We start from the raw sequence: 14,597 nt of genomic DNA, 5'->3' as shown, positions 1-14,597 counted from the left end.
TCAATGAAAAAAACGCTTCTAAGCTGTCTTTTGAGTGTGGGTTTATGCACAATATCCTATTCTGCTGATTTGATGGATATTTACCATCAGGCATTGGAAAATGATCCCATTTTCAAAGAAGCCTACAGCACTTACATGTCCAGTAATGAAGCGCTTCCCCAGGCGCGCGCAGCTCTTTACCCTCAGTTGACAACGACTGCTCAGCTTGCCAGGAACGTGGAAGATGTAAGGAGCCAGAGCGCGAACATTGAGCAAACTTATAACAGTAATCAATGGCAGGTCACTGCATCTCAGGCGGTATTCAATTATCAGGCCTGGGCCAAAGTTCAGCAGGCGAAAGCATCCGTTAAAGCAGCGCAAGCAACTTTTAATAATGCAGCTCAGGATTTAATTCTGCGTACCGCTAAAGCTTATTTTGATGTGCTGTTGGCCAAAGATACGCTTAATTTTGCGGAAGCTAAAAAGCGGGCCAACAAGAGACAGCTTGATCAGGCTGAGCAGCGATTTAAGGTAGGTCTGGATGCTATCACTTCGGTATATGAGGCTAAAGCTGCTTATGATCAGTCCGTGGCAGAAGTAATCAGTGCGCGAAATAATCAAATTAACCAGAATGAGAATTTACGCAAACTGACCAACCATGTTTATGAATTTCTTGCTCCACTGCGCGACAGCCGCATTCCACTGATTAAACCTGAACCGGATAATGTGAATGAATGGATCAATCTGGGTCTGAATCAGAACTATAATTTATTTGCTGCCAAATATAATCTGCTCTCATCACGTGAGAATATTAAAGCTCAGGCTGCAGGTAATTGGCCTACGCTTACTATCCAGGGTAACAGCAGTCAAACACATAATGCAGCAGGCAATGGTTCTTTTTTCATTCCAGCACGGCAAAGCAATTCAAATCTTGCGCTGGCCTTGAATTTCCCTGCTTTTCAAGGTGGTCTGGTTCAGTCTCAAACCCGCCAGGCGCAATTTGACTTCCAAACAGCCAGTGAGCAGCTAGAAAGAACGTATCGCGATGTAGAAGTTAATAGCCGTATTGCATTTAATACGATTGTTGACGGAATCAGTAAAGTTAAGGCCGACCGACAAACGGTGATTTCAACCCAGAACTCTCTGGAAAGTACTGAAGCACAGTTTCAGGTGGGAACCCGTACAATGGTTGACGTGGTGAATGCACAGCAACGTCTGTTTGAAGCGCAGCGGCAGCTTGCCAGTGATCAGTATGATTTGATCAACGCCTTACTGAATTTAAAGTATCTTGCTGGTACTTTGAACGCCAACGACATTGAGGAAGTTAATGCCTGGCTGGCCACAACACGAATAAGCACATTTCCCCCTAACCCGGGGCCAGTTCGACGCCATCCTTAGTTTGGAAGCATTAAGCTTTATTTAATTACTAGTTCGACAGGCTATGATGCGCTTAGCCTTCAACAAAACTTGACTTTAGGTTGTATATTATTATGTCATCGACACCCACATTTATCGAAAAAAAACTCTTACATTACACTGGTAAGGCAATTGCAGACTTCAACATGATTCAGCGTGGCGATCGAGTCATGGTATGTTTATCAGGTGGCAAAGATTCTTTCACCTTATTAACTTTACTGCACAGTTTAAAACGCCGTTCAAATCATAAATTTGATCTTTTCGCCTTTACACTTGACCAGGCCCAGCCGGGCTGGGATGATCGGGCGCTACATGCCTGGCTTCAAGAAAAAGAGATCCCCTATGAAATTTTAACCCGTGATACTTACAGCATCGTCAAAGAGAAAATACCAGAAGGCAAAACTTACTGTTCTCTTTGTTCAAGACTGAGACGGGGTATTATTTATCGTTATGCCGAAGAGAATGGCTTTACTAAAATCGCTCTGGGCCATCACCGCGATGATTTGATTCGCACCTTAATGATGTCCATATTGTACAATGGCGACATACGTTCCATGCCGCCAAAGCTTTTAAGTGATAATAAGAAACATATTGTCATAAGACCCTTAGCCTATGTTCAGGAAAAAGATATCATCACTTTTGCCAATGAGCAGGCTTTCCCGATTATCCCCTGCACGCTTTGCGGTTCTCAGGAAAATCTGGCAAGAAAAAAAATAGGCAGATTGATTGATCAGCTTGCTGAAGAAAACCCGAAAATTCCCAGTAACATTTTGCATGCCCTGCAAAGCGTTAAACCCAGTCAATTGATGGATCAGGATTTATGGCAATTCAAGAATCTTGAATCGGAACTGCTAACAGCTCATTCAACAGGGGAAACGGTAATTGATGAGGAAGCGATTGCTGAGTTGGAGAGTATTTAGTAATGGTTTTGTCATTCCTGCGAAGATGGATCCCGCCTTTGCGGGGAGTTGTTGCGTAAATGAAAATGGGTACATAAAAAATCGTCTTTGCGAGCGTCAGCGAAGCAATCCAGCTCCTTGCTTTGTTCAAGCCTCGAGCTGGATTGCTTCACTTTGTTCGCAAAGACAACAGGTTTGCTGCTTGGTTCTGTTACACAACAATGCCTCGCGGGGATGACAGTGTGATATACAATCGAAACTAACTTAATGCAGGTCCCCCCTCCTCAATCTTCTGCTCTAAAAACTGATTCGCTGAGTCCCATACTGAATAGAAAAAACCAAAGATACAATCAGAAACTGACCAGAGCTTTGCCCGCATGGCAAAATTATTGAGAAGCGCCTGATCCTTTTCTAATAACTCCAATATTGGCAACTGATATAAGCCAGCCATAAAAGCCTCAATATTGAATACCACTCCACTCGCGAGAGAATCATTATACAATCCAAGCATCGTCGAATCTAAATTGACTATTTGCTTATTCTCATGTGTTTGCAACTGTCCGGCACAGCTGCGAATTATTTGCTGGTAAAACGGGCAATTCTGCTCCTCACGTAATAACCATAACATAAGACGATAGTAAGCAATTTTTACATCCGGCTCCGAGATGCTGCATTGCAAATTCCAAAAGCCCTCAATAATCTCAAATCTGGTATCAGACGATAAATCACTGGCTTTCAGTTGAGAGAACAGTGTGGCCATTTTCAAAATATCTCTGTTTCCCATGGCATTCTCAACTTCAGGCCAGAGCTGTCTGATACGCTGGTCACGTTTGAGGTGTACAGCCATTGTTCTGTAGCATTCTAAAGTATCCTCATCCTCATTAATCAGAAGTTGATGCAAATTCTCAGAGGCCAGCGACGCTCCATTAATTTCAATATCGATTAAGTTATTATTTTGAGTTACCACCCTGGTCAACATGGAGAGACACATCTTATCCATTCGGCAGTTATACAAAGAGAGATTTTGAATTCCTGAGCGTTCAGACAACATCTCTGCAAGTTTTTCTCCAGACTGCATGTGAAAATTTGTATGCCTGAATTCCAGATCCGTAATGGTATTTGAACTTTTGAAAAAAGCAGTCAAAACAATAATACTTCGTTCACTCAGAGAGCCCAGAATTACTTTTTTCAGATTCCGAGCGTTTTTAATGACTCGAATTATGGCTAAGGCTGTCTCGTATTCAATTGCGGGTTGACCCTGTAAAACCAGCGTCTTGAGCTGGGGAGATCTTTTTTCAAGGCATCGGAGGCTATTAGCATTAACGATGTCACCTGTCAGATGTAGCTCCGTATTTTTTCTGGTGAAGAACTCAGCCAGCTCCTCAAACAAATCCCCCTCAATATGACAATGTTCAATGATAAGTGAATTAATATTGCGGTTTTTTCCGAGAAAATATGCAATATGCCTGACATGATTTTTCGTAAGATAAAGTTGAGATAATTTAATATGAGTGCCAGACTGAATCAGCAAGTCCTGGAAATGGCTTAAAGGCAACAACTGCATAGCGGAAACCAAATGTGTAAAGCAGAGCCTAAACTCTCAAACGTCTAAATTTATGTCAAGTTAAGAAATATTTCTTTTTTGTAAAGAAAAGGGTTAACAAAATGTGCAAACTGCGCTAACATTGGGGAAAATCACTAAATCTCTGTAGCATTATGACTGAAAACATTATCAACAACATGAGAAAACTACGGGTTTATCGATCTCGAAGTTTTAAATTTGATGTGGTTGCCGCCATCGTAGTGTTCCTGGTAGCAATTCCACTTTGCCTTGGAATTGCCCTTGCATCAGGGGCCCCTCTTTTTGCGGGACTGTTAAGCGGAATAATCGGGGGAGTTGTAGTTGGCAGCCTGAGCGGCTCTCAGGTGAGCGTGAGCGGTCCGGCGGCTGGTATGGCCGCGGTGGTGCTGGCAGCCATCACACAGCTGGGTGATTATAATATTTTCCTGTTAGCACTGGTTCTTGCCGGCATGTTACAAGTGTTAGTAGGCACTTTTAAAGCTGGATTTGTTGCAGATTATGTGCCGTCCAATGTGGTTCAAGGCCTGCTTTGTGCAATTGGTATCTTGCTCATTGTCAAGCAAATCCCTTTTACATTTACTTTATCTACTGAGTCAAAGGAATTACAGGCCCATTTACTGGAAACAACAGAAAGCCTTTCATTTAGCCCCCTGTCAGACTTAAGTTATCATATTAATACCGGCGCCATCATCATCTCTGTGATTTCTCTGGCTATAATGTTCTATTTTGAAAAAACTAAAACCCAATGGCTTAAGGGAATTCCAGCTCCGATTGTTGTCGTTCTGGCCGGTATTTTACTCAATGAACTGTTCATTACGCTTGGCTCTACCCTTGCTCAAAATAATCCTCATCTGGTAAACATACCCAAACATGATGGCTTTGCAGATTTCTTCAATCAATTGCAATTTCCTGATTGGTCTGCTTGGAAGAATCCAAAGGTTTACCTTTATGCTTTTATTATTGCAACTGTTGCCTCTCTGGAAAGTCTTCTTAATGTCAAGGCAGGTGAAAAGCTTGATACCAAGCATCGCTATTGCTCAAAAGATCAGGAGTTAATTGCCCAGGGTGTTGGTAATTTTACCGCAGGCCTGGTCGGAGCAATTCCAATTACTTCCGTTATCGTTCGCACCTCGGTTAATGTGCAGGCCGGTTCAAAAACCAAAATGTCGGCAATTCTCCATGGTGTGTTCCTGTTGCTGGCTGTGATGCTTATTCCAGGATGGTTAAACAAGATTCCTCTATCCTCTTTAGCAGTTATATTGATTTATACTGGCTATAAACTCACTAAACCCGCTATTTATAAATCGATCTATGAGCAGGGAATGGATCGCTTTATTCCTTTCATCGCGACAGTAATCAGTATCGTCGCATTTAACTTACTGGCAGGAATAAGCATTGGTCTTGCAATAAGCTTATTCTATATTCTTAAAACTAACAGCCAGGCCAGACTGGACATCGTGAAAGAAAACTATCCTAACGGCGTAGTCAACCGTCTGGTACTTCCTCAGCAGATTTCTTTCCTGAATAAGGCCTCGCTGATAAGTGAGCTCAATTCTATTCCACGCAACTCTCAGTTGATTATCGATGCTCGCTATACCAATTATATCGATAAAGAAATTATTGAGCAGATTAAAGAGTTTAAGGATGAGCAAGCGCCTCTGAAACAGATATCGCTCAATCTTATGGGGTTCAAGGAGCATTATGATATTCACAATTACATCGATTTCATCAATGTAACTACCTATGACGTGCTGGCCACACTTGAACCAGTCGAAGTCTTGAACCTGCTGCGTGAAGGAAACCAGCGCTTTCTTAAAGACACGCGTATTCACCGTAATCCTAAAATTGACATCAAACAAACAGCCAAAACGCAGCATCCAATGGCCGTTGTTCTCGGCTGTATTGACTCACGTGTTCCGGTTGAAACAATCTTTGATATGAGTTTTGGAGATCTCTTCTGCGTTCGTGTCGCAGGGAATGTGGTTAATGATGACGTGCTGGCAAGTATTGAGTACGCTTGTCACGTAGTAGGCGCCAAACTGATTGTTGTTCTTGGCCACACACGCTGCGGAGCGATTGGGGCTGCCTGTGATAATGTCGAAAAAGGACATATTACCGAATTGCTCGCAAAAATTAAACCAGCGGTAAATGCTGAAACTGAAACGACAGAAAATCGTACGAGTCAGAATGAGCAATTTGTAGGCCATGTCACATCGCTTAATATTGCGAACACCCTGCAGCAAATTTATCAGGATAGCGAAATCCTAAGAATTATGCTGGATCAAAATGAAATTGGCATTGTGGGTGCTCTTTACGATGTTGAAAGCGGCCGTGCAAGTTTCGGAGATTATACTCATGAATTATCGCAAGTGTGCCGAAATACCGCGAATGCTCTCGGCGATAAGATGAAAAACCTGGTGAACAGTAAGTAATTAAATTAGCAGGCCGCTTCGTAGAACCGGCCTGCTGAGTCAAGCAGTTTCAGAAAACCCGGTTTCAACCGGGTTTTGCTTTAGATGCTGCCAAGCCATTTCAGGCCAATATAAGGTCCATTAAACGCGACATTGGTTTCCTCGGCAAGATCAACAGAATGCTGGGCATTAAAATAATTAACCCACATATAACCTGCATCGGCAGTCAATACACCACTTCCGCATAAATGATTGTATTTAATACCTGTTTTGGCTTCCAGTTCAGGAACTGTAGTCCATTTACTGGATGAAATATACAGCCTTGTTGCTGCTGACTGTCCGTTGGCGTCACTATCACCAACTAATAAAGCAGCTGCTCCATTGGCGTAAATGGCAAACGCATCATTGAAGTTGTAGGCCATGTCCATACCGATCCGAGGTCCAAATCCTTTAAACTCTAAATTGAATGGATGGACTGCTCCGGTCACGCCATTAGAATTCCGTATGTCATGCTCAAGACGCAAGTACTGAAAACCAGCATGAAAACGAATATCTTTATATTCTCCAAAATCAACATGTTGGCCAAATTCAAAGTTCACTGCATCCCATTTCGGCTCAATCCATGTAGAGTAAGGGATATTGGCTTCAAACGTTGAACTATACACGGTGAAAGAACGGCGAGTGCTTTGATTATAATGATACCAGTTCACATTGATATCATTACCGGTGTTAAAATGGTAAGAGCCTTCAAGTTTAAAACCCCAATCCCATTCCGGTTCAAATTCATTCCGAATTTGACGATCGCCATTTAGTGAATAGCCGACATAAACAGCATTGGCGCTATAACTTGGTTTTAAATACAAGGCCTGAACCCCAAAATCCCAGGCGCTGGATGGGCAGGGCACGGTCACATTACCTGGTTGGCAGACAGGCCCCATTGTCCCCGCAAACCCTGCACTGCTTACTGACACTAAAACCGCTAAAGCAGTTTTTTTTAAATCTAACATGCATTTCTCCATATGACATTTTTATCAATTCGTTCTGATTTCTTTAAAAAAATCGGAAGCATGTTAGCATATTTTTCAAAAAATTAATGGTGAATTAGCGAACACCGAAAAACTACGGTTATTTTTTGATCAATTGACTTGTATAATTGCGTTATCTTAATAAGCAGAGACACCATGAAATATATTATCAGTGAATCAAAGCATGCTATCAGCCTGAATGAAATTAATCATCTGACTGAACTGGTAGGCTGGGGCAAGAATTTCTTTTCATCACCTGACAAATGGCAGGTTGTACTTAGTGCTTCCAGCCATATCGCTTATATCAAAGAGCAGAACGAGTTGATCGCTTTTGGACGAATTTTGGAAGACGGACAAATGTGTATGTTTTATGACATATGCGTTCATCCCCAGTATCAAAGACAGAAAATTGGCAGTCTAATTATGAACCATCTGATTAATAAAATTAAAGGACGCGATTTTGTCTCTGTCGGTTTATTTGTTTGGCAAGGCAATGCCAGCGCTAAGGATTTTTATCGGACCTTTGGATTTGAATTATCAACGGCTATGGAACTTAAAAGCGAGATGAAGCCGGTATGATTAAAGAGAGTAAAACCATGAATAGCATGATAAAACAGCTCAAAAAACACCCTCTTGTTTCGCATTCTGAAAAAATACAGACATTATGCAAGCCATTGCAGCACCTCAATATCAGCACTTTTTCACACATCAGAAGTTACAATGAAAATGATTTTTCTTTACTCTGTAATCATCCTGATTTTGTACAGAACTATGCAAAAAAAGAGTATTACAAAGGAGATCCCTGCGTGCAGATCAAGTCTGAATCCATTGATTTTGGGCAGTATATCGTCTGGGATATGCTTGATTGCCGCGGCCTAACTGACGCCATGCTGCAGGATTCAGCTCATTATAATTTCAGACATGTCTTTACCCTGGTCAAACAATCTACTGAGTATTCCGACTATTATCATTTTGGCACTCATCTGAGCAATATCGGTATTCATCAAACCTATATCAATAATCTGGATCTGCTTGAGCGTTTTACTCAGTATTTTGAGGTAAAAGTTCGTGAGGATGAAGATTTGTGTAGTGCCTATAACCAGCGTTTTTCTTTTGAAAAAAACAATACAGAAGTTGACAGGATTCCTGACTGCCATAGAGCATTTTTTCTAGACTCCCTCTCCGGTGCTGATAACATGCCTTTGAGTTTGAAAGAAATCGAATGCGCTCAATTGCTGATTAACGGAAAAACTACAAAGGAAATCGCCTTTGCCATGAACCTTTCACCAAGAACCATAGAAGACAAGATTGAATCATTGAAATCCAAATACAGAGTAAGAAATAAAACCGAGCTGATTATAAAGCTGCTGGACAATCGAAGTTACTAAGGTTTTCCGTAAGTCTTCATCAAACTGTGTCATGCCATGTCATCTCGAACGCAGTGAGAGATCTCCGAATGCTGGCACAAACCAAGATTGAGGAGATCTCTCACTGTGTTCGAGTTGACGGCGCTCCTGTGAGTAATGACACAGTTTATGAACTCTCTCGGTTTTCCCAGCTATTTCGGGAAAACCTTGTGATGAGAATAACAACTAACGCAGTGCAATTCTGATTTGACCCAATCTTGAATTTTCATCCGCATTATCAATAGCTTCCTGCGCTTGGTCAGAATTCAATTTAGCTCCATTCTTGGTTCGGCTGAAAAATCCGCTACGATCGAGAGAGTATTGATGTAGCTCTCGAACCAATTTGATGTTGTTGATGTCATCCTTGTATGTTTCAGCCAACTCTGCCGCTTTTTTAGATCGACAATTAGGTTTTGCTCTGATGTGCTGCTCAATCAACTCACGGGTCAATGTCGCGTGCTGCTCAAGAAAGCTTGCAGATTTAAGCCATGAGGATTGGCCTTTATATAAAGCCTGATAAATCTTTTTGAATGCTTCAACAAAACGTGCATCTTCTTCCTGTTTGCCTTGGCTGCTATCGGCAGATTTTTCACCTAATGGATTATCTTTCTTTTCAGGCTCAGGAGCTAACTCTTTTGGTACTTTTGCTGCCTCACGCAGAACTTCCAGATCGTCTGGTTTTAATCGATTGGCCTCTTTTGCAGCTTCATAAGCCGCCACATAACCGCAGGCCTCGGGATTGGCTGGCTTAATTTTGGCAAATAAAGGCAATAAATCCCATCGATCACAATGGATGGCCAGTTCAATGGGGGTACGACCCTGGTATTTGTGTCGTAATGCCCAGGTATCGTCCGCCCTTCTATTAATTTGATTTGCAATTAGCGCTGTGAGAAAGTCATCCTGTTTTTTTAGAATGGCAATATGAAATGAGTTAAGCTTATCTTCTTTTGGTCCAAAATGCCAAGCGAGCTGTGCTCCTTTTTGTGCCAAATCGATAGCTAGTTGCCACTTTTCATTATCTGCAGCATAAAGCATTGCTATACCGTATTGAAAGCTGTCTTCTGGATCAGTGCTATGCTGTGTCAGTAATTCTACAGTACTCAAATCTTTACAATGAACGGCAAGCTGTAACGCAGTCATTCCGTCATCATCCTGTCTGGCTGTTCTAACTCGCAAGTTGGCTTCTTGCGCCAGCTTAGCGATTTCTTCTTGTCTATTTCTAAGAATTGCCAAATGTAAAAGACTTATCTCTCTGCTGCCGTCTTCATTGCTTATTAACCATTGAGTCTTTGGGTGTACTGTATTGAGTATTTTGTGTGCCAGTTCAACCTGACCCGCAGTGCGTGCACGAATAATGACTTCTGCCAATTGCTGAGGATCATTGGGAGTATTGAACTCATTCAATAATGCATCAACCAGATACCATTTTTGACTCATTGCAGCGAGGAAAATAGGACTGCTTTCACGAAGTGTAGCCTGATTACAGTTTTGTTCTACAACACCCAGCTGATTAAGTGTTTGAATTTGTTGTATTGCTTCTGCCTGTGCCTCCAGATCGTCGCTATCAGTCGCATCTGCAACGGCACAATGCAGAATAGTCCAGCCTTTTTCCTGCTCTGAACGTGATACATTGTCAATTTTTAAAAGATTAATAGCCAAATCCATATTGCCGGTTCGGGCTGCAAGAATTGCCTCACGTCCCAATAGCTTCGCGTCCTCTGCGCTAATTGCGGCAACGGCTAACAAAGCTCGGACTTTATCCCATTCCCTTCTTGAAGCAAAATAAACAATAGGCGTTTGATTTTCTGAATTTTTCTGGATGAGTTCTGTTTTATCAACCAGACCTTGCAGCATAATCTGCAACTCTTCAATTGTTTGTGCATCAAATAAACTCATTAATTTCTCCGCTAAATAGAAACGCTTGTTTATCTCTCAAGGAATGGGTAAGAGACTATTTTGTGCCTCATTTTTACACACAGCCAACATTTAATCAACACGGAGTAAATTAATTAGAACCCTTAATCCGCTACGCGCCTTGTACGAGGCATCCACAAGCTTCTCAATCAAGAACTAAGATCTTTAATAATTTGGCTGGACTCCATGGTTAAATAGATGCGATAGCCCTCCGAATCCGACTCTAGTTCAAGCATTTCCTGGATGCCTCGGACAAGCCCTGAGGAATCCCTCATTTTTTATATAGTCAGCGGATGACTTAACAATTGCCCAAACAGGTCTATTATCGTGTCGTTCCCGCGTAGGCGGGAATCTATTTCTCAAGGTAATTCCTAACTTTGTTTGCAAGATGGATTTCCGCCTACGCGGAAACGACACTATTTAAAGTCATTTTGACCTGATAAGCTACGTATTTTTAGAATGAAAAAACGAGGGGAGCCCTCAGGGACAAGCCGAGGCACGTAGGGGAGAGAGGGTATGAATTAATTGGTAGGAAGACTCAGATCTATCTATACCCAAATCTCAAAGAGTGTTATGGTTTTAGCATGTAGTTATGGATGAAGTTTTCACAAGGAGTGAATGTGTTTTCTCAGGCTGCAAGGAGTGACTCCGCCATTTTAGATACACGCCAGCAACAGACCAATAACATCGTGCTCATTACCTTCTGGAGCCAGTTTGCTGTCTATGCTTTAAATACCATTCTGATTTTATTCCTCACCCGACCCTTTCTCGAGCATGGTCTCGGATACAGCCATGCCCAGGCTTATGCCTTTATCGGTGTATCGCAGGCTACGGGTTATCTGATGCCTATATTAGGCGGATTTATGGCGGATCAGGTATTAGGGATCAGGCGCTCAATTTTATTAGGTGGTTTTTTACTTGCTTTAGCCTATTTATTTGTAATGCTCAGCGGATACTCACTCAACGAACATGGGGATAAGCTGTTCATCATGGCTTATGCCCTTGTACCAGTAACTAATTCCCTATTAATGGGCACTGCTTCAAGCATGGTTTCTCATATTTACAGCGATAATGCCATTAAGGCCAAATCGGCAATGACCTATTACTATATGGCAATCAATGTCGGCGCCTTGCTGGCAACGATGATTGCGCCTGCGCTGCTTGATAGCCGCTATGGGCCCTTGTCGGTACTCACTTTGGCTTTCGCTGGAAAATCGATTGCTGCATTGAATTTTGCTAAAAAGTACAGGCTCTATGATAACGTGATTTATGGTCAGGACGCCAAACCCTTCAGCCGAAAAATGGCGGGACGATTAGCAGCCTATATCGCGGGTATCTATTTATTCACCCTCTTTGCTTATTCGCATGTTCAATTATCAATAATTCTGATTAGTATCGGCTGCGGCTTAGGCATTCTCTGGTTTTTAATCAAGACCCTGAAATTGTCATCTACTGCGCGCATAAAACAAATGGTCGCCGTTTTGCTGATTATAGAAGCAATCATATTTTTTGTAATTTACAATCAGATGAACAGCACGCTGGTACTTTTTGCCAAGAGTAACTCTGATCTTCAGCTGCTGGGCCTTAAAATATCGCCTGCTCATTATCAAATACTTAATCCCCTGCTGATCATTTTGCTGGGCACTCAGCTCCCGCGTTTTTACCGCCGCATTCCGCGATTTACAATCCCCTATCAATTTGCCAGCGGAACCATACTTGCTGGAATCGCGCTGTTAATTATGGCATTGGCAGGTAGCGTGTCCTCTAATGGGCTTGTAAATGGTAATTTTATTGGTTTGACTTATGTTCTTATCACATTAGCAGAGCTTTGGGTAAGCGCTATTGGACTTAGTATGATAGGACTCTATTGTGACAGCAAGGATCTGGCATTTGCGATGGGCGTCTGGTATCTGGCCAGTTCGCTGTCAAATACCATTGCAGGAAAACTGGCAGGTTTTGTCGCAGTGCCTAAGGATATCCTGGCAATCGACTCACTGCCCATTTATCAAAACTACTATCTCGGCTTTGGAATATCCGCCATTATTCTTGGATTAGTCATGTGGTTCCTGGCGCATCTGATCCAGGGAAATTTAAAGCGGCGGAATATTGAATTGCTGTGATTTTTTGTTTTTAATCAAAATCTCAAAGACAGGCAACTCAAACCACCATCCAGCTTGCGGAATTCACTGCAGTCGATTTCCACAAGCTTGTAACCAAGACTTTTTAAGCGGAGATTAATCATTGAAAATCCGCTGGGTATCAGTACATAGTCGTTCACTACAATGCAATTAGCGGCATAGGCCTCGGAGGGGTCAATAATAATTTGCTTTAAAGACTCCCACTCCGGGTGATTTATTAACTCCCCACTGACTAATAAATTTCCCTTGCCCAGATAGGATACCCCGGTTTTCAGATGTAAAAACTCGGTTAAGGGTATGACTGAAGCAGTGTACCCATGATTGTGTAAGAGGGTAATTAATTGCCTGGCCCCTTCCATATTGGTCCGCTTCGATAATCCAATATAGAAATGATCTTCAACTCTAAGCACATCACCGGCATCCAATGTTCCCGGAGCCTGAATTTTAACAATATTGGCAGCGTAAAAGCGGCGGATACTCTCTTCGAGAAGACTAACCTCCCCTTGCCGACTCTCGGCTCCGGGCCTCGCCAACACAGCGATACGTTCGGTTAATAACGCAGGATCTTCCACAAAGCAGGAATCAGGAAATCCCTCTTCAGGAGGCAAAACCAGCACTTCAACACCGCAGTTTTCGAGTGCATTGATATATTGCTGATGCTGAAGAAGTGCCAGATGGTAATCAGGAAGGCCTAAATCTGCGCTTGAAATACCTTGAACCATCGATTTGGCAGGAGTGCGAACAATTGCTCGTCTGAACATGGAATTCCCTTTCTTGTGATAAATCTATAATCCCAGGTTATCTTTTTTAAATACGCGATCTGCGCGATAACTGGAGCGAACCATAGGACCCGAGGCGACTTCAAAAAACCCTTTAGCCAGCCCAATTTCTCGAAACTCTAAAAATTTTTCAGGAGTAACGTATCGAATAACAGGCAAATGGTTTTTAGTTGGTTGCAGATATTGACCCAAAGTTAAGATATCGACATTTTGTGCCCGTAAATCATCCATCGCTTGAATGATTTCCTCATCGGTTTCCCCTAAACCCAGCATGAGACTGGTTTTGGTTAGCACATCGGGTCGATAGCGCTTTGCAAAAGCAAGCACATCCAGAGTCTGCCAGTAGCCCGCACGAATATCACGTACCGGATGAGTTAAGCGCTCTACCGTTTCAACATTCTGCGCGAACACATCCACACCACTGTCCAGTAGTATGGCGACATGCTCTTCGACCCCCTGAAAATCAGGGGTAAGTGCTTCTACCTTCGTTCTGGGGCAACGCTGTTTAATGGCGCGGATAGTGTCCGCGTAATGTCTGGCTCCGCCATCAGGAAGATCGTCACGATCTACAGAGGTCAAAACAACATAATCCAGATTCATCAGTGCGACGGTATTGGCCGAATTTTCAGGCTCCTGAGCATCAAGCCAGCCACGCGGGTTCCCCGTATCCACAGAACAAAAACGACAGGCGCGGGTACAAACAGCTCCCATGAGCATGATAGTAGCCGTTCCATGAGACCAGCATTCCGCAATATTAGGACATTTGGCTTCTTCGCAGACAGTCGCTAAACGGTGTTTTTCAACCTGTTGTTTTACCTGATGGTAGGCAGGACTGGTATTATTAACAATCCGAAGCCATTTGGGTTTAGGTAACCGGGGCGCTTCCTCTTCAGCCGATTTGATGCCGTCTTTAATCGCGACGATACCTTGAGAGGTTTTGTATTTTTTGCCGCTCTCTATAACAACAGGAATATCCTTCAGTTTACTCATACCACCGCTACCTGAAAATTAAATCTTCTGATAATCCCAAATCACCAGGCGCAGATCA

At 42.6% G+C, this 14,597-nt stretch carries 11 protein-coding genes; 6 read left to right on the top strand and 5 right to left on the bottom strand.

Annotation, left to right across the window (positions count from 1 at the left end; translation table 11 throughout):
* Positions 1-3: 3 nt before the first annotated feature.
* Both B1207_RS10675 and ttcA read left to right on the top strand, forming a co-directional pair.
* A complete protein-coding gene (locus tag B1207_RS10675) occupies positions 4-1,377 on the top strand; it encodes a TolC family outer membrane protein (RefSeq protein ID WP_112219957.1) in 1,374 nt (457 codons plus the stop codon).
* A 92-nt stretch (positions 1,378-1,469) separates the two neighbouring features.
* Entirely contained in the window at positions 1,470-2,315 is an 846-nt protein-coding gene (gene ttcA / locus B1207_RS10670) for a tRNA 2-thiocytidine(32) synthetase TtcA (protein ID WP_112219956.1), read from the top strand.
* Positions 2,316-2,553: 238 nt separating this feature from the next.
* Here ttcA and B1207_RS10665 read toward each other — a convergent pair whose 3' ends face one another.
* Positions 2,554-3,858, bottom strand: coding sequence for a hypothetical protein (locus B1207_RS10665; protein WP_112219955.1), 1,305 nt, complete (start codon positions 3,856-3,858; stop codon positions 2,554-2,556).
* 152 nt (positions 3,859-4,010) lie between these two features.
* On the opposite strand from B1207_RS10665, the gene B1207_RS10660 reads away from it, so the two are divergent.
* Positions 4,011-6,308, top strand: coding sequence for a bifunctional SulP family inorganic anion transporter/carbonic anhydrase (locus B1207_RS10660; protein WP_112219954.1), 2,298 nt, complete (start codon positions 4,011-4,013; stop codon positions 6,306-6,308).
* Between the two features lie 80 nt (positions 6,309-6,388).
* On the opposite strand, the gene B1207_RS10655 is transcribed toward B1207_RS10660, so the two are convergent.
* Positions 6,389-7,294, bottom strand: coding sequence for an Lpg1974 family pore-forming outer membrane protein (locus B1207_RS10655; RefSeq protein ID WP_112219953.1), 906 nt, complete (start codon positions 7,292-7,294; stop codon positions 6,389-6,391).
* A 174-nt stretch (positions 7,295-7,468) separates the two neighbouring features.
* Between B1207_RS10655 and B1207_RS10650 the strand changes: the two genes are divergently transcribed.
* Together B1207_RS10650 and B1207_RS10645 are read left to right on the top strand one after the other, a co-directional pair.
* A complete protein-coding gene (locus B1207_RS10650; protein ID WP_112219952.1) occupies positions 7,469-7,891 on the top strand; it encodes a GNAT family N-acetyltransferase in 423 nt (140 codons plus the stop codon).
* Positions 7,888-8,700: a helix-turn-helix transcriptional regulator gene (locus B1207_RS10645; protein WP_112219951.1), complete on the top strand. Its 813-nt coding sequence runs from the start codon at positions 7,888-7,890 to the stop codon at positions 8,698-8,700. The genes B1207_RS10650 and B1207_RS10645 overlap by 4 nt, the downstream gene beginning before the upstream one ends.
* Before the next feature lie 204 nt (positions 8,701-8,904).
* Here the strand turns inward: B1207_RS10645 and B1207_RS10640 are convergent, their stop codons facing one another.
* Positions 8,905-10,614, bottom strand: coding sequence for an ankyrin repeat domain-containing protein (locus B1207_RS10640; RefSeq protein ID WP_112219950.1), 1,710 nt, complete (start codon positions 10,612-10,614; stop codon positions 8,905-8,907).
* A gap of 614 nt (positions 10,615-11,228) precedes the next feature.
* On the opposite strand from B1207_RS10640, the gene B1207_RS10635 reads away from it, so the two are divergent.
* Positions 11,229-12,752: a peptide MFS transporter gene (locus B1207_RS10635; RefSeq protein WP_112219949.1), complete on the top strand. Its 1,524-nt coding sequence runs from the start codon at positions 11,229-11,231 to the stop codon at positions 12,750-12,752.
* A gap of 14 nt (positions 12,753-12,766) precedes the next feature.
* Here the strand turns inward: B1207_RS10635 and B1207_RS10630 are convergent, their stop codons facing one another.
* Together B1207_RS10630 and lipA are read right to left on the bottom strand one after the other, a co-directional pair.
* Positions 12,767-13,531, bottom strand: a complete 765-nt coding sequence (locus tag B1207_RS10630) for a dimethylarginine dimethylaminohydrolase family protein (protein WP_112219948.1) — start codon at positions 13,529-13,531, stop codon at positions 12,767-12,769.
* Positions 13,532-13,555: 24 nt separating this feature from the next.
* Positions 13,556-14,539: a lipoyl synthase gene (gene lipA, locus B1207_RS10625; RefSeq protein ID WP_112219947.1), complete on the bottom strand. Its 984-nt coding sequence runs from the start codon at positions 14,537-14,539 to the stop codon at positions 13,556-13,558.
* Between the last annotated feature and the right edge of the window lie 58 nt (positions 14,540-14,597).

The sequence above is a fragment of the Legionella quinlivanii genome (assembly GCF_003265995.1).
Classification (GTDB): domain Bacteria; phylum Pseudomonadota; class Gammaproteobacteria; order Legionellales; family Legionellaceae; genus Legionella_C; species Legionella_C quinlivanii_A.
The sequence above is the reverse complement of the archived record's forward strand: the minus strand, read 5'-3'. Positions and strand labels throughout refer to the sequence as shown.

Bases quoted from the DNA above. Each gene is read 5' to 3' on its own strand.
- B1207_RS10675 (WP_112219957.1), top strand. From the start codon at position 4: ATGAAAAAAACGCTTCTAAGCTGTCTTTTGAGTGTGGGTTTATGCACA.
- ttcA (WP_112219956.1), top strand. From the start codon at position 1,470: ATGTCATCGACACCCACATTTATCGAAAAAAAACTCTTACATTACACT.
- B1207_RS10665 (WP_112219955.1), bottom strand. From the start codon at position 3,858: ATGCAGTTGTTGCCTTTAAGCCATTTCCAGGACTTGCTGATTCAGTCT.
- B1207_RS10660 (WP_112219954.1), top strand. From the start codon at position 4,011: ATGACTGAAAACATTATCAACAACATGAGAAAACTACGGGTTTATCGA.
- B1207_RS10655 (WP_112219953.1), bottom strand. From the start codon at position 7,294: ATGTTAGATTTAAAAAAAACTGCTTTAGCGGTTTTAGTGTCAGTAAGC.
- B1207_RS10650 (WP_112219952.1), top strand. From the start codon at position 7,469: ATGAAATATATTATCAGTGAATCAAAGCATGCTATCAGCCTGAATGAA.
- B1207_RS10645 (WP_112219951.1), top strand. From the start codon at position 7,888: ATGATTAAAGAGAGTAAAACCATGAATAGCATGATAAAACAGCTCAAA.
- B1207_RS10640 (WP_112219950.1), bottom strand. From the start codon at position 10,614: ATGAGTTTATTTGATGCACAAACAATTGAAGAGTTGCAGATTATGCTG.
- B1207_RS10635 (WP_112219949.1), top strand. From the start codon at position 11,229: ATGAAGTTTTCACAAGGAGTGAATGTGTTTTCTCAGGCTGCAAGGAGT.
- B1207_RS10630 (WP_112219948.1), bottom strand. From the start codon at position 13,531: ATGTTCAGACGAGCAATTGTTCGCACTCCTGCCAAATCGATGGTTCAA.
- lipA (WP_112219947.1), bottom strand. From the start codon at position 14,539: ATGAGTAAACTGAAGGATATTCCTGTTGTTATAGAGAGCGGCAAAAAA.